Origin of the sequence: Citrobacter sp. Cpo071, from assembly GCF_030332765.1 — a bacterium.
In the GTDB taxonomy this organism is placed as follows: Bacteria; Pseudomonadota; Gammaproteobacteria; order Enterobacterales; family Enterobacteriaceae; genus Citrobacter; species Citrobacter portucalensis.
The window spans coordinates 58,099-81,032 of record NZ_JAOWHE010000086.1 but is presented as its reverse complement, the minus strand read 5'-3'; the positions used below and the strand labels follow the sequence as shown (position 1 = coordinate 81,032).

Below are 22,934 nucleotides of genomic sequence, written 5' to 3'. Positions count from 1 at the left end.
CGGTAGCCGGATGCGGCGCAAGCGCCTTATCCGGCCTACAGGTTTTATACCTGATCTGTAGTTTCGTAGGCCTGATAAGCGTAGCGCCATCAGGCACAACGGTTGCCGGATGCGGCGCAAGCACCTTATCCGGCCTACAGGCTTTATGCCTGGTCTGTAGTTTCGTAGGTGCTGATAAGCGCAGTGCCATCAGGCGCAACGGTTGCCGGATGCGGCGCAAGCACCTTATCCGGCCTACAGGCTTTATACCTGATCTGTAGTTTCGTAGGCCTGATAAGCGTAGCGCCATCAGGCACAACGGTTGCCGAATGCGGCGCAAGCGCCTTATCCGGCCTACAGGCTTTATACCTGGTCTGTAGTTTCGTAGGCCTGATAAGCGCAGCGCCATCAGGCACAACGGTTGCCGGATGCGGCGCAAGCACCTTATCCGGCCTACAGGCTTTATACCTGATCTGTAGTTTCGTAGGCCTGATAAGCGCAGCGCCATCAGGCACAACGGTAGCCGGATGCGGCGCAAGCGCCTTATCCGGCCTACAGGCTTTATACCTGATCTGTAGTTTCGTAGGCCTGATAAGCGCAGCGCCATCAGGCACAACGGTTGCCGGATGCGGTGTAAGCGCCTTATCCGGCCTACAGGCTTTATGCGTATTCTGTAGGCCAGACAAGTGTTGCGTAATTACAACAGCGGTTTGAGGAAGCGGGCCGTGTGTGAGGCTTCACACTCAGCGACAGTTTCTGGTGTGCCGGAGACAAGGATTTCGCCGCCGCCGCTGCCGCCTTCCGGACCGAGATCGACAATCCAGTCTGCGGTCTTAATCACGTCCAGATTGTGCTCAATCACCACGATGGTGTTGCCCTGATCCCGGAGTTGATGCAGCACGTCCAACAGTTGCTGAATATCCGCAAAATGCAGACCGGTGGTCGGCTCATCGAGAATATACAGCGTTTGCCCGGTACCGCGTTTGGACAGCTCGCGCGCCAGCTTCACGCGCTGTGCTTCACCGCCCGAGAGCGTGGTAGCGGACTGACCCAGTCGAATGTACGTCAGGCCAACGTCCATCAGCGTTTGCAGCTTACGCGCCAGCGCCGGAACGGCATCGAAGAACTCACGCGCTTCTTCAATCGTCATATCCAGCACTTCGTGGATAGTCTTGCCTTTGTACTTAATTTCTAACGTTTCGCGGTTATAGCGCTTGCCTTTGCACTGATCGCACGGCACGTAGATATCCGGCAGGAAGTGCATTTCGACTTTGATCACGCCGTCGCCCTGACAGGCTTCACAGCGTCCGCCACGGACGTTAAAGCTGAAACGCCCCGGCGTGTAACCGCGTGCTCGTGACTCCGGTACACCGGCAAACAGTTCGCGCACTGGCGTAAACACCCCGGTGTAGGTTGCCGGGTTAGAGCGCGGCGTACGGCCAATCGGGCTTTGGTCAATGTCGATCACTTTGTCGAAATGCTCCAGGCCTTGAACGTCGCGATACGGCGCAGGTTCAGCCAGCGTCGCACCGTTTAGCGCCGTCTGTGCAATCGGGAACAGTGTGTCGTTAATCAGCGTCGATTTACCCGAACCGGAAACACCGGTAATGCAGGTAAATAAACCTACCGGCAGCGTCAGGGTGACATCTTTCAGGTTATTACCGCGTGCGCCGGTGAGTTTCAGCACTTTCTCTGGGTCAGCCGCAACGCGCTGTTTAGGCACTTCAATCTTGCGTTTACCGCTCATGTACTGGCCGGTCAGCGACTCAGGCACTGCCATGATGTCGTCGAGCGTCCCTTCGGCGACGACCTGACCGCCGTGAACACCCGCGCCCGGGCCGATATCGATAACGTGGTCAGCGGCGCGAATCGCATCTTCATCGTGCTCGACCACAATGACGGTATTTCCCAGATTACGCAGGTGGATAAGCGTACCCAGCAGACGCTCGTTATCGCGTTGATGCAAACCGATAGACGGTTCATCCAGTACGTACATTACACCGACCAGACCCGCGCCGATCTGGCTTGCCAGGCGAATACGCTGGGCCTCACCGCCGGAGAGTGTTTCCGCCGACCGCGATAGCGTCAGGTAGTTGAGGCCGACGTTGACCAGGAACTTCAGACGATCGCCAATCTCTTTAAGAATTTTCTCGGCAATCTTCGCCCGCTGACCCGCAAGCTTCAGATTGTTGAAGAAATCCATTGCATGACCGATGCTCATGTCAGAAATCGCAGGCAGCGGCGTATTTTCAACAAATACGTGACGGGCTTCCCGGCGTAAACGCGTCCCTTCACAGCTAGCGCAAGGACGGTTACTGATGAACTTGGCTAATTCTTCACGTACTGCGCTGGATTCCGTCTCTTTATAGCGGCGCTCCATATTGTGCAATACGCCTTCGAACGGATGGCGACGTACGGACGTATCACCACGATCGTTCATGTATTTAAATTCGATATTCTCTTTACCGGAACCGTAAAGTACCACTTTATGCACAGCAGGGTTCAGGCTGGCCCACGGGGCTTCAACGTCGAACTTATAGTGTTCCGCCAGAGACTTAAGCATCTGGAAGTAATAGAAGTTACGGCGATCCCAACCGCGGATAGCACCACCGGCTAGCGACAGTTCCGGGTTTTGGATCACCCGATCAGGATCGAAATATTGCTGCACGCCGAGACCGTCACAGGTTGGACACGCGCCCGCCGGGTTGTTAAACGAGAACAGCCGCGGTTCCAGTTCGCGCATGCTATAGCCGCAGATAGGGCAGGCGAAGTTGGCGGAGAACAGCAGCTCCTCCGCTTTCGGGTCGTCCATATCGGCAACGACCGCCGTACCGCCGGACAGTTCCAGCGCGGTTTCAAAGGATTCCGCCAGTCGTTGGGTGAGATCGTCACGGACTTTAAAGCGGTCAATCACCACTTCAATGGTGTGTTTCTTTTGCAGCTCAAGCTTGGGCGGATCGGAAAGGTCACAGACTTCACCGTCGATACGGGCGCGGATATAGCCCTGGCCTGCCAGGTTTTCCAGCGTTTTGGTGTGCTCGCCTTTACGCTCTTTGATCACCGGCGCCAGCAGCATCAGACGCTTACCTTCCGGCTGCGACAGGACGTTATCCACCATCTGGCTTACGGTCTGCGCTGCCAGGGGGACGTCGTGATCCGGACAGCGCGGCTCGCCAACGCGGGCAAACAGCAGACGCAGATAGTCGTGAATTTCGGTAATTGTACCTACCGTGGATCGCGGGTTATGGGACGTCGATTTTTGTTCAATTGAGATGGCAGGAGAGAGCCCCTCAATGTGGTCGACGTCCGGTTTTTCCATCAGCGACAGAAATTGACGCGCGTACGCGGAAAGGGATTCAACGTAACGACGCTGCCCTTCGGCATATAAGGTGTCGAAAGCGAGCGAAGATTTGCCTGAGCCCGAAAGCCCGGTGACGACAATCAGCTTGTCGCGCGGGATGACGAGGTTGATGTTTTTGAGATTATGGGTGCGGGCGCCCCGAACTTCGATCTTATCCATTCATCTTTCCCGGATTAAACGCTTTTTTGCCTGGCTGCATGGTGCTACCGGCGATCACAAACGGTTAATTATGACACAACCTGACCTGAATGGATATACAGTATTGGAATGCAAAACGCAGACGTCTGTGCAACAATGTCTGGCTGGGGTTGTTTACTGGAATCAACTTCGCAACGTAGTAAAAGCGCTATTGGAAATGCTACAATCCCGCGCTTACACTTATTCAGTAACGTTTTTCAGGAGACACGATCATGGCCAGCAGAGGCGTAAACAAGGTGATTCTCGTCGGTAATCTGGGCCAGGACCCGGAAGTACGCTATATGCCGAATGGTGGCGCAGTTGCCAACATTACGCTGGCTACTTCCGAATCCTGGCGTGATAAAGCGACCGGTGAAATGAAAGAGCAGACTGAATGGCACCGTGTTGTGTTGTTCGGCAAACTGGCGGAAGTGGCCAGCGAATATCTGCGTAAAGGTTCTCAGGTCTATATCGAAGGTCAGCTGCGTACCCGCAAATGGACCGATCAGTCCGGCGTAGAAAAGTACACCACAGAAGTTGTGGTTAACGTTGGCGGCACCATGCAAATGCTGGGTGGTCGTCAGGGTGGTGGTGCTCCGGCAGGTGGCGGTCAGCAGCAGGGCGGTTGGGGTCAACCTCAGCAGCCGCAGGGTGGCAACCAGTTCAGCGGCGGCGCACAGTCTCGCCCGCAACAGTCAGCGCCGGCAGCACCGTCTAATGAGCCGCCGATGGATTTCGACGACGATATTCCGTTCTAATCCCACTGCGCTACGCTGAAAATAATGGCTACCTCAAGACTGGGGTAGCCATATGCAATTTTGTTATCAGTTCAACACCATCGGCCAATCTGGCGGTGTGTGGCTCATCACGTCAACCATTACGGTTTCAATGTTCTTCCAGATAGCGGACATATCCACCAGGGTTATGCCGAGCAATCCAGTCGCAAACCAGCAGGCAAAAACCAGCCCTAAACCGCTGCTAATGACGGCCAGGCCAATATAATCTGATTTACGAAAACGGATATTGAGCGTACTGGCTAAAAACATCAGCACCGCGCTGAGTAGTTGCCACCGCAGAAGAACCACGCCAGTTGTTATTGTCGCCATGAAAAACGTCCTCAGAAAGTCTGGATGCCCAGGACAGCGCGGGGGTGTTCACCGAGGGTGTGATACTCTGGCTATCGACGGGCAATAACATGAATGAAACATTGTTTCTGTTACATGATTTTTGTGAACTATATCACGTCTGGTCGTTTGTTCACCAGTATTGGCCGTTATTTTTGTAGGCTTATAACCACTTCAAGTGTGTGGTTTTGTTTAATGAAGAGTTGATAATAAATAACCATGTTTTAAACATGTATTTAGTCTGCTTGTTATATTTATCCTAAATTAAACGTTAAAAAAAATTAATGAATTTCTTAAATGCAGCCAGGATAATGCTCATAAAAAATTACTCCGTGGGGATAATAACGTTATGAAATAAGCATAACTTTAAGTTTGCCTTACGGAAAAATAATATCATCATCAACTATTATCAGACTTTTACATAGAGAAGTCTGTTGCTAATACTGATAGATTCATGCAACTTAATCAGTCGGTGTTTATAGCATCCTGCCTTGATGGGTTCTGGCATATACGAAACAGGGAAATAGGGCTGACATGAATCACAGTGCGCGACGCAAGATGCTGAAGTTCCTGGGAACATTCATGGTGGTATTGTTCCCCGTGGTGCTGGCGATATGGTTTGCGCACATCCGGGCGATGACCGAAACCCATAGCCAACTCCGCTCTTTTGCTCAACTGGTGTTAAATAAAACAGAATTGGTGATCCTACAAGCTGATTTGGCGCGTGATATGGCCCAGTTGTATCAGGGTAAGATGTGTACCCCGGCACATCAGAAAAGTATGCTAAATATTATTCGCGGTCGTTTATATATCAGTGAGCTAATTTATGCGCAGGGCGATCATTTTTTGTGCTCTACGTCTATGGCACCGCCTGTTACTTATATTATGCCGACACCTGACTATAAACGTACGCCGGATATCGCCATCTATTACTACCGCGATACCCCTTTTTTCGCTGGCTACAGAATGACGTACATGCAACGCGGAAACTACGTCGCAGTCATCAATCCATTGTCCTACAGCGAAGTCATGTCAGATGATCCGGATCTCTCCTGGGGCGTGTATGACACAGTAACGGATACGTTTTTCTCTGCTAGTGAAGCGGCAAATATTGCGCAATTCGCGCCGCTCATACGCGGTGAAGCCTCGACCTTTCAACAAGACGATCGCTTCTACACCATCGTGCATTCAGAAAAACGTCCAATTGCGATTATTGTGTCGACCTCAGACAACCGCGTAAGTCAGATTTTCTATCACGAGGCGGCATTAACCATTCCCTTCGGGATTATCTGCAGCATCCTGATATTGCTAATGTGGTGGCGCACGCGTCAGGAATACTTATCTCCCCGGCGCTTATTAAAACGCGCGATCAAAAAACGTCAGCTTTGCCTGCATTACCAGCCGATTATTGATATCAAGAACGGTCAATGTGTTGGCGCTGAAGCTCTGCTGCGCTGGCCGGGCTGTAAAGGTGAGGTGATGAGCCCGACGGAGTTTATTCCACTGGCTGAAAAAGAGGGAATGATTGAGCGGATCACGGATTATGTCGTTGAAGAGGTGTTCAACGATTTGGGGTATTTTCTTTCGGCGCATCCTCAGCTTTCTATATCGATTAACCTTTCCGCTTCTGACTTTCATTCATCCCGATTGATTGCCCTGATTAACGACAAAAATCGTGAGTACTCCGTGGCGGCCCAGCAAATTAAAGTTGAAGTGACCGAGCGTGGGTTCATAGATGTACATAAAATGACCCCCGTAATCCAGGCGTTCCGTAAGGCGGGTTATGAAGTGGCATTTGATGATTTTGGCACGGGATATTCCAATCTGCATAATTTGTCAGCGCTGAATGTCGATATCCTGAAGATCGACAAATCGTTTATTAGCACGTTGTCCACTAACAGCACCAGTCACTTGATTGCCGAACATATTATTGAGATGGCACAAAGCTTACACCTGAAGACGATTGCGGAAGGGGTGGAAACGAAGGAGCAAATCGAATGGCTGCTTGAACGCGGCGTACAGTATTGTCAGGGCTGGTATTTTGCGAAGGCGCTGCCGCCGCAGGAGTTCATGCACTGGATACAACGGTCGCCCGCCATACTGACGCAGAGCGGGCAATAATATTACAGACGATGGCGGTAGTCGCTGGGAGTACGATCAAATTCGCGGCGAAACACACGCGAGAAGGTTTGTTGCGACACATAACCAAGATCCATCGCGATATCAAAAATAGGTCGCTCAGTTGTCCGTAGTTCAACGGCGGCCAGCAAAAGTCGACGCTGGCGGATGTAGTCACCCAAGGTCTGGCGCGTCACCGTGCGGAACATTCTTTGTAAATACCACTTCGAGTAACCTGATTTTTTCGCCACCGCCTCAATGTTGAGCGGTTGATCGATATGTTCATCAATCCATTCAATAAGGGTCTGAATAATCTGCTGATGGGACATAGGGCTGCCTCTTTCTCAGTATTCGATTCGTCGTTTTGTCTGTGGGCGAGTATAATTCCTCAAGTTAACTTGAGGTAAAGCGATTTATGGAAAAGAAATTACCCCGGATAAAAGCGCTGCTCACACCAGGTGAAGTCGCCAAACGTAGCGGCGTGGCGGTATCGACCCTGCATTTCTATGAAAGCAAAGGGTTAATCAGTAGCATGCGCAACAGCGGCAATCAGCGGCGATACAAACGTGATGTGTTGCGTTACGTCGCGATAATCAAGATTGCTCAACGCATCGGGATCCCGCTGGCCACGATCGGTGACGCGTTAGGTGTATTACCTGAGGGGCATTCGCTTAGTGCCAAAGAGTGGAAGCAGCTCTCTTCGCAATGGCGTGAAGAACTGGACCGACGCATCCATACTTTGGTGGCGCTACGCGATGAGCTGGATGGGTGTATTGGTTGCGGATGCTTGTCACGTAGCGATTGCCCATTGCGTAACCCAGGCGATCAGCTTGGCGAGCAGGGGACCGGAGCGCGGCTGCTGGAAGATGATTAATTGGTTTAAAATATGTGACGGGTATGAAGGATATAAAACTAAAGCGCCACAGAGGGCGCTTTAGTTTGGTTCCGGTCTTTGTCTTTCACTCTATCCCGCTGGTTCACGGGAGGGTTTCCCCCGACATCAACACCCCTCAGTCGAGCACATTAGGGGAGGTTCCGGCCTGTGTTGATAATGTAAGTGTAAGCCACCTCCCTCCATTTGCCAGTGAAATGGTGATTTTTTAGCCAAAAAATTTTACGCATCTTCACCTGTTTTCTTGCGCGAGTTGCGCGAAATAAACACGCCGATGTTGTAATAACTCCGCGAAATTTGTTGCCAAATTGCGCATTGACGATAACGTTTGCGCATCGACTGGTTATTTCTTGCGCGTTATAAGAAGAAATGAGTAAAAAGCGGCAAAGTTCAGTTGAAAACCAGCGTATGATCGCTGGATAATCGTTTGCTTTTTTTTACCACCCGTTTTTTATGCGCGGAGCTAAACGTTTGCTTTTTTGCGACACCCCTATTGACGCAAACCTGGCACATGGAGAAAACGTTTAGCAGGCAGTGGATTGTCCAGCACGCATAATGACGAAAAAATAAACTCTCAGGGGATGTTTTCTATGTCTACGCCTTCAGCGCGTACCGGCGGTTCACTCGACGCCTGGTTTAAAATTTCGCTCCGCGGCAGTACCGTTCGTCAGGAAGTCGTTGCCGGATTAACGACCTTCCTGGCCATGGTCTACTCCGTTATCGTGGTTCCGGGGATGCTGGGTAAAGCCGGGTTCCCACCTGCTGCTGTATTTGTGGCGACCTGTCTGGTCGCGGGCGTCGGTTCTATTGTGATGGGCCTGTGGGCAAACCTGCCGCTGGCAATTGGTTGTGCCATTTCTCTGACCGCATTTACCGCATTCAGCCTGGTGCTGGGCCAACATATTAGCGTGCCCGTTGCGCTGGGTGCGGTGTTCCTGATGGGTGTCCTGTTTACCATCATTTCCGCGACCGGTATCCGTAGCTGGATCCTGCGCAATCTGCCGCAGGGCGTTGCGCATGGTACGGGGATTGGTATCGGCCTGTTCCTGCTGCTGATTGCGGCAAACGGTGTCGGTCTGGTAATTAAGAACCCGCTGGACGGCCTGCCGGTTGCGCTGGGTGACTTCGATACCTTCCCGGTCATTATGTCGTTAATTGGTCTGGCGGTGATTATTGGCCTCGAAAAACTGAAAGTACCGGGTGGCATTCTGCTGACCATTATCGGTATTTCCGTGGTTGGTCTGATTTTCGACCCGGCCGTGCATTTCTCCGGCATTTTTGCCATGCCGTCTCTGAGTGATGAAAACGGCAACTCGCTGATCGGCAGCCTGGATATCATGGGTGCACTGAACCCGATTGTCCTGCCGAGCGTGCTGGCGCTGGTCATGACCGCTGTCTTCGATGCAACCGGAACCATCCGCGCGGTAGCCGGACAGGCGAATCTGCTGGATAAAGACGGACAGATTATCGACGGTGGCAAAGCGCTGACCACTGACTCCCTGAGCAGCGTGTTCTCTGGTCTGGTGGGTGCAGCTCCGGCGGCGGTTTACATTGAATCCGCAGCGGGTACGGCGGCAGGCGGTAAAACTGGCCTGACAGCGATCACCGTTGGCGTACTGTTCCTGCTGATCCTGTTCCTCTCTCCGCTCTCTTATCTTGTTCCTGTGTACGCAACGGCACCTGCGCTGATGTATGTGGGTCTGTTGATGCTGAGCAACGTCGCGAAAATCGATTTCGCTGACTTTGTCGACGCAATGGCAGGACTGGTTACGGCCGTATTTATCGTGCTGACCTGTAACATCGTTACCGGCATCATGATTGGCTTTGCGACCCTGGTAATTGGCCGCATCGTTTCTGGTGAATGGCGCAAACTGAACATCGGCACCGTGGTGATCGCCATCGCGTTGGTGGCCTTCTACGCCGGCGGTTGGGCTATCTGATTCTGATTTCCTGACGATCCTAAAAACGGGTGGCTTTGGCCGCCCGTTTTCATTTTCAGAACACACTCGTTGTCTTTTGCGTTACTCTCAATTAGATAGAATTGAGGCACGACGCCTCTCATTAGCAATCATAAGAAACATCGCAAACAGGGAACGCATGGAAATCTTTTTCACCATACTTATCATGACCCTTGTGGTCTCGCTGTCGGGGGTATTTACTCGCGTATTGCCCTTCCAACTTCCTTTACCCCTTATGCAGATCGCCATCGGCGCCTTGCTGGCGTGGCCGACGTTTGGTTTGCATGTGGAATTCGATCCTGAGCTGTTCCTGGTTCTGTTCATCCCGCCGCTGCTCTTTGCCGATGGCTGGAAGACACCAACGCGTGAGTTTCTCGAGCACGGGCGAGAGATTTTCGGCCTGGCACTGGCGCTGGTGCTGGTCACGGTGGTCGGCATTGGATTTATGATTTACTGGCTGGTGCCGGGGATCCCTCTCATCCCAGCCTTTGCGCTGGCTGCTGTGCTATCGCCAACCGATGCCGTCGCACTTTCCGGCATTGTGGGAGAGGGACGTATACCGAAGAAAATCATGGGTATCCTGCAGGGCGAAGCGTTGATGAACGACGCCTCCGGTCTGGTCTCTCTGAAGTTTGCCGTCGCCGTGGCGATGGGGACAATGGTATTCACCGTTGGTGGCGCAACGCTTGAGTTCTTCAAAGTGGCGATTGGCGGCATCCTGGCTGGTTTTGTCGTCAGTTGGCTGTACGGCCGCTCCCTGCGCTTCCTTAGCCGCTGGGGCGGTGACGAGCCGGCAACGCAAATCGTCCTGCTGTTCCTGCTGCCGTTTGCATCTTACCTGATTGCGGAACATATCGGCGTTTCCGGTATCCTCGCGGCGGTCGCTGCCGGGATGACGATCACCCGTTCCGGGGTGATGCGCCGCGCGCCGCTGGCGATGCGTTTACGTGCTAACAGTACCTGGGCGATGCTGGAGTTTGTGTTTAACGGCATGGTCTTCTTGCTGTTAGGGCTACAGTTACCGGGGATTCTGGAGTCTTCTTTGGCGGCTGCCGAGGCCGATCCGAATGTTGAAATCTGGATGCTGTTTACCGATGTCGTGCTGATTTACGTGGCGCTAATGCTGGTACGTTTTGGCTGGCTGTGGACCATGAAAAAGTTCAGTCTGCGCTTCCTGAAGAAAAAACCGATGGAGTTTGGATCCTGGACGACGCGTGAAATCATGATCGCCTCTTTTGCCGGTGTACGCGGGGCCATTACCCTCGCCGGTGTGCTCTCCATTCCACTGTTGTTACCGGACGGTAGCGGCTTCCCGGCGCGATATGAGCTGATCTTCCTTGCCGCAGGCGTGATCCTGTTCTCGCTGTTTGTCGGCGTGGTGATGCTGCCGATTCTGCTACAACATCTGGAAGTGGCAGACCACTCGCAGCAGCAGAAAGAGGAACGTATCGCCCGCGCCGCCACGGCAGAAGTGGCGATTGTCGCTATCCAGAAAATGGAGGAGCGACTGGCCGCGGACACCGAAGAGAACATCGATAACCAGTTGCTCACCGAGGTGAGTTCACGCGTGATTGGTAACCTGCGTCGACGCGCCGACGGGCGCAACGATGTGGAAAGCTCGATGCAGGAAGAAAACCTCGAGCGACGTTTCCGCCTGGCAGCGCTGCGTTCAGAACGCGCGGAGCTTTATCACCTGCGCGCCACGCGTGAAATCAGCAATGAAACGCTGCAAAAACTACTGCACGACCTGGATTTGCTGGAAGCGCTGTTGATTGAGAATCAGTAAACGGTAGTGCCTGATGCGCTACGCTTATCAGGCCTACAAGACCGGCAACAGCGATGTAGGCGGCCGGATAAGGCGCTAGCCGCATCCGGCGAAGGGGTGCCTGATGCGCTACGCTTATCAGGCCTACAAAACCGGCAATAGCGATGTAGGCCGGATAGGGCGTCAGCCGCATCCGGCGAAAGGTGTGCCTGATGCGCTACGCTTATCAGGCCTACAAGACCGGCAACAGCGATGTAGGCCGGATAAGGCGCTAGCCGCATCCGGCGAAGGGTGTGCTTGATGCGCTACGCTTATCAGGCCTACAAGACCGGCATACCGATGTAGGCCGGATAAGGCGTTAGCCGCATCCGGCGAAGGGTGTGCCTGATGCGCTACGCTTATCAGGCCTACAAGACCGGCAATAGTGATGTAGGCCGGATAAGGCGTTAGCCGCATCCGGCGAAGGGTGGGCCAAATGCCGCGCAACTGGCTGCAAGAAATTATTCATCGTGTAATTTGCGAGCGGCTTTCCTGAACGAATCCATCCCTCTTGTCGATTCCCTCTTTTCTCCATACGGTTGAGGAAAGGGGGAAACATGTCCAACTATCGACGAAATTACATCAATGGGGGAACCTGGTTTTTTACGGTAAATCTGCAGGACCGTCGAAGCCATCTTCTGACAGACAACATTCACGCGCTTCGGTGTGCAATCGCTGCGGTCAAAAAGGTTAGGCCTTTTCGCATCAATGCGTGGGTCGTTTTACCCGAGCATATGCATTGTATATGGACGTTACCTGGCAATGATGCGGATTATTCCTCTCGCTGGCGGGAAATTAAGAAGCATTTCACCCACTCATTGTCTTCCCGACATATCTGGCAATCTCGCTTTTGGGAGCACACCATCCGTGATGAACATGATTATCGCCAGCATGTTGATTATATTTACATTAACCCAGTGAAGCACGGTTGGGTAAAGCAGGTACAGGCTTGGCCTTTTTCAACATTTCATCGTGATGTGAGGCACGGTTTGTACCCGCAAGATTGGGCAGGTGAAATCATGGATTTTAATGCGGGTGAACGTGCCTGATGCGCTACGCTTATCAGGCCTACAACACCGGCATACCGATGTAGGCCGGATAAGGCGTTAGCCGCATCCGGCATTTTACGACGCTTGCGGTAGCCAAAACCCTTCACAGCATTTGAGCCACGCCTGGGCGCTGTGCGACAGATAAACGCCTTCGCGCCAAATCATGCCCAACTGCCAGCGTAAGTCGCTCTCCAGAGGGATCCAGCGCAACGTTTGCTTATCCAGCCGCTGGCAAATCGGCTCCGGTAAAATGGCAATCCCGACCCCGGCTTGTACCATTGCCGCCAGAAAATCCCACTGCCCGCTGCGAACCGCGATGCGGGGCTTGACGTTGTGTTGGCTAAACAGCTCAAGCAATTGGCGGCTCAACGCGAAATCTTCGTTGTAGATAAGCAGCGGATGTTCCGCCAGCGCCTCGGGGGAAATGGATTCGCACGTTGTCCACTGACCGGAGCGAGGAACCAACACGCAGAGTGGATGGCTAAAAAGCGGTAAGGTTGCCAGACCGCTCTCTTCTTCAACTGGCAGCGCGGTCATCGCGACATCCAGGTCACCGTTCATTACCGCCTGCTGAACGGTTAAGCCGCCAAATTCAGAGACCTTCAGCTCAACGCCGGGATAGCGCTGGCGAAACAGGCCGATCGGCCCAGCCATTAACATCCCCACCATGGGCGGGATACCGAGGCGCAGCACGCCCTTGTTGAGGTGATTTATGTCACTGAGTTCCGCTTCAAGCTGGCGAAACTCGGCAAGGATCGCCAGGCCGCGTTCGAAAACGACCTGCCCGGTGTCGGTTAACAGCAGTCGCCGACCATCGCGGATTAACAGCGTGCAGTTAAGCTCGTCTTCAAGGTTCTTCAACATCTTGCTGATGGTGGGCTGGGTGACAAAAAGCTTCTCCGCTGCGCGGGTAAAGCTCTGCTGACGAACCACTTCAACAAAATATCGCAGCGTTCTGATATCCATGATTATTCCTTAAGACTATGCCTGCAATGAGTTTAATTCATTTCAGTCCTGGAAGGGGGCTCTCTATACTGGCGCTCTCTATTTTTTAAGGACATACCCTCATGGCTGTGGCGATAAGCCGCGTGACGCCTGCTGTTATTCATCGACTCCAGATTCCTGTTCAGGTTCTGTTGTACGCAGGTCTTTTTGTATTTGCTCAATATCTTGTCTCCTGGCTGCATCTACCGCTTCCTGCCAACCTGGTCGGGATGGTGCTGATGCTGGCGTTAATTGTCTGCCGGGTTATCCCGCTGAACTGGATTCGCGCAGGTGCTCGCTGGTTACTGGCTGAAATGCTGCTGTTTTTTGTTCCGGCGGTGGTCGCCGTTGTGAACTACACGCAGCTGTTGCTGGTTGATGGCTGGCGTATATTTGCCGTGATTGCGATCAGTACGCTGATGGTGCTCGGCGCAACGGCGTGGGTGGTGGATAAAGTGTATCGCTATGAAATGCGCAGGCTAAACCGTGAGTAATTTCCAGCTAAGCGTATTGTGTCTGGTGATTACGCTGGGTATCTACTTTGCCAATAAGCGTCTGTATCGCCGTTTTCGTAAATTACCCCTGATGCCATTAGTTCTCACCCCGGCCCTGCTGGTGCTGATACTGGTTTTCGGCCATATCTCCTGGCAAAACTATATCGGTGAATCGCACTGGTTGCTGTGGTTGTTAGGCCCGGCGACCATCGCGTTTGCCGTTCCGGTGTATGACAACCTTGCCGTGATTAAGCGTCACTGGATGTCGCTGACGGCGGGCGTGGTAACGGCAACGCTGGTGGCCGTCACCAGTTCCGTATGGCTGGCGCGCCTGTTTATGTTGCCTGATGAGATCCAACGCAGTCTGGCGGTGCGCTCCGTCACCACACCGTTTGCGCTGGCGGCGGCAGAACCGTTGGGCGGGCAGCCGGACCTGGTGGCATTGTTCGTGGTGGTGACCGGCGTATTTGGTATGGCGGTCGGCGATGTGCTGTTTTTACGGCTTTCCATTCGTGAAGGGATGGCGAAAGGCGCAGGATTTGGCGCAGCATCGCACGGCGCAGGCACGGCACGCTCTTATGAACTCGGTCAGCAGGAAGGGGTCGTTGCCAGCCTGGTGATGATGCTTTCCGGCGTGGTAATGGTGCTGGTGGCACCGCTGGTGGCGAGGCTGATGTTCTGAGAAAGGATGTAATCCTCCGGCCTGAAAGCCGGAGGAGAAGGGAAGTTAGTGCGCGCGACCTTGTTCTACACCGTACCCGGTCTGGGAACGGATGAACTGAGCACGGAACTGCTCGCGTTCGCGGTTGCCTTCTTCTGAGTTGTCGGTGGCAGAGAAGAACCAGATCCCGAGGAATGCTACGCTGATGGAGAACAGCGCCGGATACTCATACGGGAAAATGGCTTTTTCGTGACCGAGGATCTGGACCCAAATCGTTGGACCAAGAATCATCAGCACCACTGCCGTCAGCAGGCCTAACCAGCCACCCAACATTGCGCCACGCGTGGTCAGTTTCGACCAGTACATAGAGAGCAGAATGATGGGGAAGTTACAGCTCGCCGCGATGGCGAACGCCAGGCCGACCATGAAGGCGATGTTCTGGTTTTCGAACAGCACGCCGAGCACGATGGCAATCACGCCCAGCACCAGCACGGTGATTTTCGAAACCCGCAGCTCTTCACGTTCGGTGGCGCCTTTGCGGAACACGTTAGCGTACAGGTCGTGAGACACTGCCGATGCGCCCGCCAGCGTCAGACCGGCAACCACCGCCAGAATGGTGGCAAACGCCACTGCCGAGATGAAGCCGAGGAACAGGTTACCGCCCACCGCATTCGCCAGGTGAACCGCCGCCATGTTATTACCGCCAATCAGCGCGCCCGCAGCATCTTTGTACGCCGGATTTGCACCTACCAGCATGATTGCGCCAAAGCCGATGATAAAGGTCAGGATATAGAAATAACCCATAAAACCGGTGGCGTAGAACACGCTCTTACGTGCTTCACGGGCATCGCTAACCGTGAAGAAGCGCATCAGGATGTGCGGCAAGCCCGCCGTACCAAACATCAGGCCGAGACCTAACGACAGTGCGGAGATTGGGTCTTTTACCAACCCGCCCGGGCTCATAATGGCTGAACCTTTCGGGTGTACCGCCATCGCTTCGGTGAACAGATTATTGAAGCTAAAGCCGACGTGTTTCATCACCATAAAGGCCATGAAGCTGGCACCGAACAGCAACAGTACGGCTTTGATGATCTGTACCCAGGTGGTCGCCAACATGCCGCCAAACAAAACGTACATCATCATCAGCACGCCAACCAGTACGACAGCGATGTGATAGTTCAGACCAAACAGCAGCTCAATCAGCTTACCTGCGCCAACCATCTGCGCGATCAGATACAGCGCAACCACCACCAGGGAACCACAGGCAGACAGAATACGGATTGGCCCTTGCTTCAGACGATAAGACGCAACGTCTGCAAAGGTGTAACGACCCAGGTTACGCAAACGCTCAGCAATCAGGAACAGGATAATTGGCCAGCCGACCAGGAAGCCGAGTGAATAGATCAGCCCGTCATAACCGGAGGTAAAGACCAGCGCGGAAATCCCGAGGAACGATGCCGCCGACATATAGTCGCCCGCAATCGCCAGCCCGTTCTGGAAACCGGTGATGTTACCGCCAGCGGTGTAATAGTCATTGCGCGAACGTACGCGCTTTGACGCCCAGTAGGTAATGCCGAGCGTAAAGATGACGAAAATCAGGAACATAATAATCGCCTGCCAGTTGGTTGGCTGGCGTTGGACTGCACCGCTAATAGCATCCGCCGCGTTTGCGGCGAAGGGCAGCGTGGCGGCAAGCGCCGTCAGGACTCTCTTCATGATGCTTTAACCTCGTGCAAAACCGCATTGTTCAGGCGATCGAATTCACCGTTTGCCCGCCAGATGTAGATCCCGGTCAGGATGAAGGAGATAAGGATCACACCGACCCCAATCGGAATACCGCGGGTGACGCTGGTTCCCGCGTGTAGCGGAGTACCCAGCCAGCCTGGCGCAAAGGCAATCAATAATATAAAGCTGATATAAACTGCCAGCATGATGATGGACAGAATGGTGGCAAACCGTTGCCGTTTTTCTACTAACTCCCTGAAACGCGCACTGTCTTCTATCCGCTGATAAATTTGGTCATTCATCACAGAGCTCTCCAGAGGTCCCCCTGCGTCTTTCGTGCTACAGGTTCGTTGGCCGCACTCGCCCACCCCAGTCACATAGTGAACTATGCTCTTGGGGATGTGCTCGCTTGCCGCCTTCCTGTAACACGAAATCCTTTGGGGGAGGTTTTTTATATTTCCCTCCCGGTGAAGAGAGGGTAGGGTCAGATTTGTAGGTCGGATAAGACGCTTTCGCGTCGCCATCCGGCATTTTCAGGACTTTGTTATGATGGCATCGCGATGGCCTGCTTCTCTTCGAGCAGTTTCTCCACGACGCCAGGATCGGCGAGGGTCGAGGTATCGCCCAGATTGCTGGTATCGCCCGCCGCGATTTTGCGCAGGATGCGGCGCATGATTTTGCCGGAGCGGGTTTTCGGCAGTGAGTCGGTCCAGTGCAGCACGTCTGGCGTTGCCAACGGACCAATTTCTTTACGCACCCAGTTGCGAACCTCGGCGTACAACTCAGGTGACGGCTCTTCACCGTGATTCAGCGTGACGTAGGCGTAGATCGCCTGGCCTTTAATATTATGCGGAATTCCCACCACCGCGGCTTCGGCAATCTTCGGATGCGACACCAGCGCCGATTCGATTTCAGCCGTTCCCAGACGGTGGCCAGAGACGTTCAGCACATCGTCCACACGTCCGGTAATCCAGTAATAGCCATCTTCGTCACGGCGCGCGCCGTCGCCGCTGAAGTACATATTCTTGAAGGTAGAGAAGTAGGTTTGCTCAAAGCGTTCGTGATCGCCAAACAGCGTTCTCGCCTGGCCTGGCCACGAGTCGGTAATCACCAGGTTGCCTTCGGTCGCGCCTTCCAGCGGATTACCTTCGTTATCGACAATCGCAGGCTGCACGCCAAAGAACGGACGGGTTGCGGAACCGGCTTTCAGCTCGGTAGCGCCCGGCAGTGGGGTGATCATGAATCCCCCGGTTTCGGTCTGCCACCAGGTATCGACGACCGGACATTTTTCGTTGCCGATCTTCTTCCAGTACCACTCCCACGCTTCCGGGTTGATCGGCTCGCCAACGGAACCCAGGATACGCAGCGACGAACGGTCAGTACCTTCAATCGCTTTGTCGCCTTCTGCCATCAGTGCGCGAATGGCGGTCGGTGCGGTATACAGAATATTGACCTGGTGCTTGTCCACAACCTGCGACATACGCGCAGGCGTTGGCCAGTTTGGTACGCCTTCGAACATCAGCGTGGTTGCACCGCAGGCCAGCGGGCCGTACAGCAGGTAGCTGTGTCCGGTTACCCAACCCACGTCAGCGGTGCACCAATAGATATCGCCCTGATGGTAATCAAACACGTACTTAAAGGTGGTTGCAGCGTAGACCAGATACCCGCCGGTGGTGTGCAGCACGCCTTTCGGCTTGCCGGTTGAACCGGAGGTATACAGGATAAACAGCGGATCTTCCGCCTTCATCTCTTCCGGTTGGTGTTCTGAGCTGGCTTTCTCGATAAGATCGGACCACCACAGGTCACGGCCTTCCTGCCACTCCGTTTTACCACCGGTACGTTTGAGGACGACCACATGTTCAACGGTTTTCACGTTTGGGTTTTTCAGCGCATCATCCACGTTCTTTTTCAGTGGGATAGCGCGCCCGGCGCGTACGCCTTCGTCGGCGGTGATCACCAGGCGTGAATTGGAGTCGATAATACGTCCGGCGACGGCTTCCGGTGAGAAACCACCGAAGATGACAGAATGCACGGCCCCTATGCGGGCACAGGCCAGCATGGCAACCGCAGCCTCTGGCACCATCGGCATATAAATGGCCACTACGTCACCTTTTTTAATGCCTAAATCCAGTAGCGTATTGGCGAAACGGCAGACATCGCGATGCAACTCGCGATAGGTAATGTTTTTGCTTTGGGTAGCGTCATCGCCTTCCCAGATGATGGCGGTACGATCGCCATTTGCCTGCAGGTGACGGTCAAGGCAGTTTGCGGCCAGGTTCAGGGTGCCGTCTTCGTACCATTTAATAGACACGTTGCCTGGTGCGAAGGAGGTGTTCTTCACCTGGCTGTACGGCTTGATCCAATCAAGAATCTTTCCTTGCTCGCCCCAAAATGTGTCGGGTTCGTTAACGGATTGCTGGTATTTCTCTGCGTACTGCTCCGGATTTATCAGGCAACGATCCGCAATGTTTGCGGGAATAGCGTGTTTATGTATTTGGCTCATGGCTTTTGTTCTCCTTGTAGGATGTTAATAATATGTCTCATAAACGTTAAATGTAGGGGCTTTGAGAGTTTTGTTTAGTATTTGCGCGGCAGATCACGCAATAAACGAATTGTGCAAATTAGCGACAAACTGAATTTTGAAGGGAACTAGCAAAAATTGATTAAATCTCGCGATAACATGCAGTTATCTAAAGGATTGTTGAAAAGGTGATCTGTCTCTGAATTAGACAAAAGAGTGAGAGATTAGAGGGGTGTTATAACTCTAAAGTGGTATTTTACATACACTTACAATTGATTAAAGACAACATTTTCAGTGTGGTTTCTTGTTACAAATAGGGTGGAGCAATGTCATGACAGTATTCGTGTGGTTGCTGTTGTGGAAAACAATAAAAGAACCGCCATTGCAGATAATGGCGTCATCTGGATGAGACCCCTATGGCAAGGATAAAATCACGCGTACGCCGTTTCTTCAGCCTGTTATTACCTTTATTATTTATTTCTGCTGTTCACGCTGAACAAACTTCTGTACCTGCAAAAACCGTCACCGTTGAAGCGAAGAATGAAACCTTCGCACCTCAGCATCCCGATCAATATCTCTCCTGGAAAGCCACGTCTGAGCAATCAGCCCGTGAAGATGCACTGGCAGAAGATCCGCGTCTGGTGATCCTGTGGGCGGGATACCCATTCTCGCGCGATTACAACAAACCGCGGGGACACGCGTATGCCGTGACCGATGTCCGTGAAACCTTACGTACCGGCGCACCAAAAACGGCAGAAGATGGTCCGTTGCCGATGGCCTGCTGGAGCTGTAAAAGCCCGGACGTAGCGCGTCTTATCCAGAAAGACGGTGAAGATGGCTACTTCCACGGTAAATGGGCGCGCGGCGGTCCGGAAATTGTTAACAACCTCGGTTGTGCGGATTGCCATAATACCGCGTCACCAGACTTCGCCAAAGGCAAGCCAGAACTGACCCTGTCGCGTCCTTATGCAGAACGCGCGATGGAAGCCATCGGTAAACCGTTTGAGAAAGCCGGTCGCTTTGACCAGCAATCCATGGTCTGCGGCCAGTGCCACGTGGAATACTACTTCGACGGTAAAAACAAAGCCGTTAAGTTCCCGTGGGACGACGGCATGAAAGTCGAGAACATGGAGAAATACTACGACAACATTGCTTTCTCTGACTGGACCAACTCTCTGTCTAAAACGCCGATGCTGAAAGCGCAGCACCCGGAGTATGAAACCTGGAGCGCGGGCATTCACGGCAAGAACAACGTGACCTGTATCGACTGCCACATGCCGAAAGTGCAAAACGCGGAAGGCAAGATCTACACCGACCATAAGATTGGTAACCCGTTCGACAACTTCCCTCAGACCTGCGCGAACTGCCACACCCAGGACAAAGCGTCCCTGCAAAAAGTGGTCGCCGAGCGTAAACAGGCTATTCATGACCTGAAAATCAAAGTTGAAGATCAGCTGGTTCGTGCGCACTTCGAAGCGAAAGCCGCATGGGATGCGGGCGCGACTGAAGCGGAAATGAAGCCGATTCTGGAAGATATCCGTCACGCACAATGGCGTTGGGACCTGTCTATCGCCTCACACGGCATTCATATGCACGCCCCGGAAGAAGGTCTGCGGATGCTGGGTAGCGCAATGGATAAAGCCGCCGACGCGCGTACCAAACTGGTCCGTCTGCTGGCGACCAAAGGCATCACGCATGAAATTCCGTTGCCGGATATCTCGACCAAAGAGAAAGCCCAGGCGGCGATTGGTCTGAACATGCAGCAAATCAATGCTGAGAAGCAGGACTTCATCAAAACGGTGATTCCACAGTGGGAAGATCAGGCACGTAAAAACGGTCTGTTAAGCCAATAACCCCATTTCGCCCCGCAAGGGGCGGATAACTCAACGGAGTGAATATGAGCGTATTACGTTCGTTATTAACTGCTGGGGTGCTGGCGTCAGGCTTGTTATGGAGCCTGAGTGGAATCACTGCCACGCCAACGCCGCAGGAGTCGGATCAACGCTGGACGGTTACCCAACAGCGTAATCCGGATGCCGCCTGTCTGGACTGTCACAAGCCGGATACCGAAGGCATGCATGGTAAGCATGCGGAAGTCATCAACCCGAATAACAAACTGCCGGTCACCTGCACCAACTGTCACGGCCAGCCGTCACCGAACCACCGTGAAGGGGTGAAAGATGTGATGCGCTTTAATGAGCCGATGTACAACGTGGAGCAGCAGAACAGCGTCTGTATGTCCTGTCACCTGCCTGAGCAGCTGCAAAAAGCGTTCTGGCCGCACGATGTCCACGTAACCAAAGTGGCGTGTGCCAGCTGTCACTCACTGCATCCGAAGCAAGACACGATGCAAACGCTGAGCGATAAAGGACGGATCAAGATTTGCGTCGATTGCCATAGCGATCAGCGTAACAATCCGAACTTTAACCCGGCGTCGATTCCGTTGCTTAAGGAGCATCCATGAGTTGCTCTCGTCGCCAGTTTATCACCGGCGTCGGCGCGCTGGTGGCAGTGAGCGGGACGGCGGGGCGCGTTGTGGCGAAGACGCTGAACATCAACGGCGTGCGTTACGGTATGGTACATGATGAGTCATTATGCATCGGCTGTACGGCCTGTATGGATGCTTGTCGCGAAGTCAACAACGTGCCGGAAGGCGTATCGCGTCTGACGATTATTCGCAGTGAGCCGCAGGGGACGTTTCCTGATGTGAAGTATCGCTTCTTCCGTCATTCGTGCCAGCACTGCGACCACGCTCCCTGCGTTGACGTCTGCCCGACGGGGGCATCGTATCGCGATGCCGCCAGCGGCATTGTGGATGTGAACCCGGACCTTTGCGTTGGCTGCCAGTACTGCATTGCCGCGTGTCCTTATCGCGTGCGCTTTATCCATCCGGTGAGCAAAACGGCGGATAAATGCGATTTCTGCCGGAAAACCAACCTGAAAGCGGGCAAACAGCCCGCCTGCGTTGAGTCATGTCCGACGAAGGCGCTGACGTTTGGTAATCTGGACGATCCCAACAGCGATATATCCCGTTTGTTGCAGCAGAAAACGACCTACCGTTACAAGCTGGCGTTGGGTACAAAACCGAAGGTCTACCGCGTTCCCTTTAAATTTGGGGAGGTGAGCCAATGACATCCGCTTCTGCATTTCATTTTGAATCACTGGTGTGGGACTGGCCCATTGCCATCTATCTGTTCCTGATAGGTATCTCTGCCGGACTGGTCACGCTGGCGATTCTGCTGCGTCGCTTCCATCCGGAGGCGGGCGGTTCGGACAGCACGCTGCTGCGCACTACGCTGGTGTTAGGGCCGGGGGCGATTATCCTCGGTCTGTTGATTCTGGTGTTCCACCTGACGCGTCCATGGACCTTCTGGAAACTGATGTTCCACTACAGCTTCACTTCGGTGATGTCGATGGGGGTCATGCTGTTCCAGTTGTACATGGTGGTGTTAGTGCTGTGGTTGGCAAAAATCTTTGAAAAAGAAGTGATTGCCCTGCAACAGCGCTGGCTGCCGCGGTTAGGTATCGTGCAGAAAGTATTGACGCTGATTGCGCCGTTCCATCGTGCGCTTGAGACGTTAATGCTGGTGCTGGCGGTCCTGCTCGGGGCGTACACCGGCTTTCTTCTGTCGGCGCTGAAATCTTACCCGTTCCTGAATAACCCGATCCTGCCGGTGCTGTTCCTGTTCTCTGGGATCTCCTCCGGCGCCGCGGTGGCGCTGATCGCCATGGCGTTACGCCATCGTAGCAACCCGCACAGCACCGAAGCGCACTTTGTGCATCGTATGGAAGTCCCGGTGGTATGGCTGGAGATCTTCCTGCTGGCGGCGTTCTTTGTTGGTCTGGCGCTGGGCGATGACGGCAAAATGCGCGCGCTGGCGGCGGCACTGGGCGGTGGATTCTGGACCTGGTGGTTCTGGCTTGGCGTGGCTGGGCTTGGGCTGATACTGCCGATGCTGCTAAAACCCTGGGCCAACCGCAGTTCGACGTTTCATGGCGTGCTGGCAGTGTGCGGCGCCAGCCTGACCGGCGTACTGCTGCTGCGTTTTTTTATACTCTATGCGGGTCAGCTAACCGTTGCGTAAGG

Annotated in this window: 20 protein-coding genes; 13 read left to right on the top strand and 7 right to left on the bottom strand. The window is 53.6% G+C overall.

Annotation, left to right across the window (positions count from 1 at the left end; genetic code table 11):
* Nucleotides 1–676 precede the first annotated feature (676 nt).
* Nucleotides 677–3,499: an excinuclease ABC subunit UvrA gene (gene uvrA / locus OGY09_RS22685; protein WP_003826619.1), complete on the bottom strand. Its 2,823-nt coding sequence runs from the start codon at nt 3,497–3,499 to the stop codon at nt 677–679.
* A 251-nt stretch (nt 3,500–3,750) separates the two neighbouring features.
* On the opposite strand from uvrA, the gene ssb1 reads away from it, so the two are divergent.
* Nucleotides 3,751–4,275 carry a single-stranded DNA-binding protein SSB1 gene (gene ssb1 / locus OGY09_RS22680; RefSeq protein ID WP_003826621.1) on the top strand — a complete coding sequence of 175 codons (525 nt, stop codon included), beginning with the start codon at nt 3,751–3,753 and terminating at the stop codon, nt 4,273–4,275.
* Nucleotides 4,276–4,341: 66 nt separating this feature from the next.
* Here the strand turns inward: ssb1 and OGY09_RS22675 are convergent, their stop codons facing one another.
* Nucleotides 4,342–4,623 (bottom strand): YjcB family protein, encoded by a 282-nt coding sequence (locus OGY09_RS22675; RefSeq protein WP_003826625.1) that lies wholly within the window; start codon nt 4,621–4,623, stop codon nt 4,342–4,344.
* 552 nt (nt 4,624–5,175) lie between these two features.
* Here OGY09_RS22675 and pdeC point away from each other — a divergent pair.
* Complete coding sequence (gene pdeC, locus OGY09_RS22670) at nt 5,176–6,762, top strand: cyclic di-3',5'-guanosine monophosphate phosphodiesterase PdeC (protein WP_032942102.1); 1,587 nt, start codon at nt 5,176–5,178, stop codon at nt 6,760–6,762.
* Nucleotides 6,763–6,764: 2 nt separating this feature from the next.
* On the opposite strand, the gene soxS is transcribed toward pdeC, so the two are convergent.
* Nucleotides 6,765–7,088 carry a superoxide response transcriptional regulator SoxS gene (soxS, locus tag OGY09_RS22665; RefSeq protein ID WP_003031731.1) on the bottom strand — a complete coding sequence of 108 codons (324 nt, stop codon included), beginning with the start codon at nt 7,086–7,088 and terminating at the stop codon, nt 6,765–6,767.
* 86 nt (nt 7,089–7,174) lie between these two features.
* Here soxS and soxR point away from each other — a divergent pair, with 86 nt between their 5' ends.
* The 5 genes from soxR to OGY09_RS22640 all read left to right on the top strand — a co-directional run bounded on the left by soxR (nt 7,175) and on the right by OGY09_RS22640 (nt 12,462).
* Nucleotides 7,175–7,633 (top strand): redox-sensitive transcriptional activator SoxR, encoded by a 459-nt coding sequence (gene soxR, locus OGY09_RS22660; protein WP_003826630.1) that lies wholly within the window; start codon nt 7,175–7,177, stop codon nt 7,631–7,633.
* A gap of 608 nt (nt 7,634–8,241) precedes the next feature.
* On the top strand, nt 8,242–9,591 hold the full coding sequence (gene ghxP, locus OGY09_RS22655) for a guanine/hypoxanthine transporter GhxP (protein WP_003826632.1): 1,350 nt from the start codon (nt 8,242–8,244) through the stop codon (nt 9,589–9,591).
* A 157-nt stretch (nt 9,592–9,748) separates the two neighbouring features.
* Nucleotides 9,749–11,395: a Na+/H+ antiporter gene (locus OGY09_RS22650; protein ID WP_003826634.1), complete on the top strand. Its 1,647-nt coding sequence runs from the start codon at nt 9,749–9,751 to the stop codon at nt 11,393–11,395.
* A gap of 103 nt (nt 11,396–11,498) precedes the next feature.
* The gene (locus OGY09_RS22645) at nt 11,499–11,675 is read left to right on the top strand and encodes a hypothetical protein (protein ID WP_164079407.1); all 177 of its coding nucleotides are present in this window, start codon (nt 11,499–11,501) and stop codon (nt 11,673–11,675) included.
* 295 nt (nt 11,676–11,970) lie between these two features.
* A complete protein-coding gene (locus tag OGY09_RS22640; RefSeq protein ID WP_032942104.1) occupies nt 11,971–12,462 on the top strand; it encodes an REP-associated tyrosine transposase in 492 nt (163 codons plus the stop codon).
* A gap of 75 nt (nt 12,463–12,537) precedes the next feature.
* Here the strand turns inward: OGY09_RS22640 and OGY09_RS22635 are convergent, their stop codons facing one another.
* The gene (locus OGY09_RS22635) at nt 12,538–13,428 is read right to left on the bottom strand and encodes a LysR family transcriptional regulator (RefSeq protein ID WP_032942105.1); all 891 of its coding nucleotides are present in this window, start codon (nt 13,426–13,428) and stop codon (nt 12,538–12,540) included.
* 101 nt (nt 13,429–13,529) lie between these two features.
* Here OGY09_RS22635 and OGY09_RS22630 point away from each other — a divergent pair, with 101 nt between their 5' ends.
* Complete coding sequence (locus OGY09_RS22630) at nt 13,530–13,940, top strand: CidA/LrgA family protein (RefSeq protein ID WP_003826638.1); 411 nt, start codon at nt 13,530–13,532, stop codon at nt 13,938–13,940.
* Nucleotides 13,933–14,622 (top strand): LrgB family protein, encoded by a 690-nt coding sequence (locus tag OGY09_RS22625; protein ID WP_032942106.1) that lies wholly within the window; start codon nt 13,933–13,935, stop codon nt 14,620–14,622. Before OGY09_RS22630 ends, OGY09_RS22625 begins: the two co-directional genes overlap by 8 nt.
* 45 nt (nt 14,623–14,667) lie before the next feature.
* On the opposite strand, the gene actP is transcribed toward OGY09_RS22625, so the two are convergent.
* The 3 genes from actP to acs form a co-directional block, all read right to left on the bottom strand.
* Nucleotides 14,668–16,317, bottom strand: coding sequence for a cation/acetate symporter ActP (gene actP, locus OGY09_RS22620; RefSeq protein ID WP_008786931.1), 1,650 nt, complete (start codon nt 16,315–16,317; stop codon nt 14,668–14,670).
* Nucleotides 16,314–16,628 (bottom strand): DUF485 domain-containing protein, encoded by a 315-nt coding sequence (locus OGY09_RS22615; protein WP_003031750.1) that lies wholly within the window; start codon nt 16,626–16,628, stop codon nt 16,314–16,316. The genes actP and OGY09_RS22615 overlap by 4 nt, the downstream gene beginning before the upstream one ends.
* A gap of 242 nt (nt 16,629–16,870) precedes the next feature.
* Nucleotides 16,871–18,829, bottom strand: a complete 1,959-nt coding sequence (gene acs / locus OGY09_RS22610; RefSeq protein ID WP_032942108.1) for an acetate--CoA ligase — start codon at nt 18,827–18,829, stop codon at nt 16,871–16,873.
* Between the two features lie 434 nt (nt 18,830–19,263).
* Between acs and nrfA the strand changes: the two genes are divergently transcribed.
* Genes nrfA through nrfD form a run of 4 tightly spaced genes read left to right on the top strand, consistent with a single transcriptional unit; the run spans nt 19,264 to nt 22,932 of the window.
* Nucleotides 19,264–20,700 carry an ammonia-forming nitrite reductase cytochrome c552 subunit gene (nrfA, locus tag OGY09_RS22605; protein ID WP_003826647.1) on the top strand — a complete coding sequence of 479 codons (1,437 nt, stop codon included), beginning with the start codon at nt 19,264–19,266 and terminating at the stop codon, nt 20,698–20,700.
* Nucleotides 20,701–20,744: 44 nt separating this feature from the next.
* The gene (gene nrfB / locus OGY09_RS22600) at nt 20,745–21,311 is read left to right on the top strand and encodes a cytochrome c nitrite reductase pentaheme subunit (RefSeq protein WP_003826649.1); all 567 of its coding nucleotides are present in this window, start codon (nt 20,745–20,747) and stop codon (nt 21,309–21,311) included.
* Nucleotides 21,308–21,979, top strand: coding sequence for a cytochrome c nitrite reductase Fe-S protein (gene nrfC / locus OGY09_RS22595; RefSeq protein WP_003031761.1), 672 nt, complete (start codon nt 21,308–21,310; stop codon nt 21,977–21,979). The genes nrfB and nrfC overlap by 4 nt, the downstream gene beginning before the upstream one ends.
* Nucleotides 21,976–22,932 carry a cytochrome c nitrite reductase subunit NrfD gene (gene nrfD / locus OGY09_RS22590; RefSeq protein ID WP_032942109.1) on the top strand — a complete coding sequence of 319 codons (957 nt, stop codon included), beginning with the start codon at nt 21,976–21,978 and terminating at the stop codon, nt 22,930–22,932. Before nrfC ends, nrfD begins: the two co-directional genes overlap by 4 nt.
* The last annotated feature ends 2 nt before the right edge of the window (nt 22,933–22,934 follow it).

Excerpts from the sequence above, each read along its gene's own strand:
- uvrA (WP_003826619.1), bottom strand. The coding sequence starts at position 3,499 with ATGGATAAGATCGAAGTTCGGGGCGCCCGCACCCATAATCTCAAAAAC.
- ssb1 (WP_003826621.1), top strand. The coding sequence starts at position 3,751 with ATGGCCAGCAGAGGCGTAAACAAGGTGATTCTCGTCGGTAATCTGGGC.
- OGY09_RS22675 (WP_003826625.1), bottom strand. The coding sequence starts at position 4,623 with ATGGCGACAATAACAACTGGCGTGGTTCTTCTGCGGTGGCAACTACTC.
- pdeC (WP_032942102.1), top strand. The coding sequence starts at position 5,176 with ATGAATCACAGTGCGCGACGCAAGATGCTGAAGTTCCTGGGAACATTC.
- soxS (WP_003031731.1), bottom strand. The coding sequence starts at position 7,088 with ATGTCCCATCAGCAGATTATTCAGACCCTTATTGAATGGATTGATGAA.
- soxR (WP_003826630.1), top strand. The coding sequence starts at position 7,175 with ATGGAAAAGAAATTACCCCGGATAAAAGCGCTGCTCACACCAGGTGAA.
- ghxP (WP_003826632.1), top strand. The coding sequence starts at position 8,242 with ATGTCTACGCCTTCAGCGCGTACCGGCGGTTCACTCGACGCCTGGTTT.
- OGY09_RS22650 (WP_003826634.1), top strand. The coding sequence starts at position 9,749 with ATGGAAATCTTTTTCACCATACTTATCATGACCCTTGTGGTCTCGCTG.
- OGY09_RS22645 (WP_164079407.1), top strand. The coding sequence starts at position 11,499 with ATGCGCTACGCTTATCAGGCCTACAAAACCGGCAATAGCGATGTAGGC.
- OGY09_RS22640 (WP_032942104.1), top strand. The coding sequence starts at position 11,971 with ATGTCCAACTATCGACGAAATTACATCAATGGGGGAACCTGGTTTTTT.
- OGY09_RS22635 (WP_032942105.1), bottom strand. The coding sequence starts at position 13,428 with ATGGATATCAGAACGCTGCGATATTTTGTTGAAGTGGTTCGTCAGCAG.
- OGY09_RS22630 (WP_003826638.1), top strand. The coding sequence starts at position 13,530 with ATGGCTGTGGCGATAAGCCGCGTGACGCCTGCTGTTATTCATCGACTC.
- actP (WP_008786931.1), bottom strand. The coding sequence starts at position 16,317 with ATGAAGAGAGTCCTGACGGCGCTTGCCGCCACGCTGCCCTTCGCCGCA.
- OGY09_RS22615 (WP_003031750.1), bottom strand. The coding sequence starts at position 16,628 with ATGAATGACCAAATTTATCAGCGGATAGAAGACAGTGCGCGTTTCAGG.
- acs (WP_032942108.1), bottom strand. The coding sequence starts at position 18,829 with ATGAGCCAAATACATAAACACGCTATTCCCGCAAACATTGCGGATCGT.
- nrfA (WP_003826647.1), top strand. The coding sequence starts at position 19,264 with ATGGCAAGGATAAAATCACGCGTACGCCGTTTCTTCAGCCTGTTATTA.
- nrfB (WP_003826649.1), top strand. The coding sequence starts at position 20,745 with ATGAGCGTATTACGTTCGTTATTAACTGCTGGGGTGCTGGCGTCAGGC.
- nrfC (WP_003031761.1), top strand. The coding sequence starts at position 21,308 with ATGAGTTGCTCTCGTCGCCAGTTTATCACCGGCGTCGGCGCGCTGGTG.
- nrfD (WP_032942109.1), top strand. The coding sequence starts at position 21,976 with ATGACATCCGCTTCTGCATTTCATTTTGAATCACTGGTGTGGGACTGG.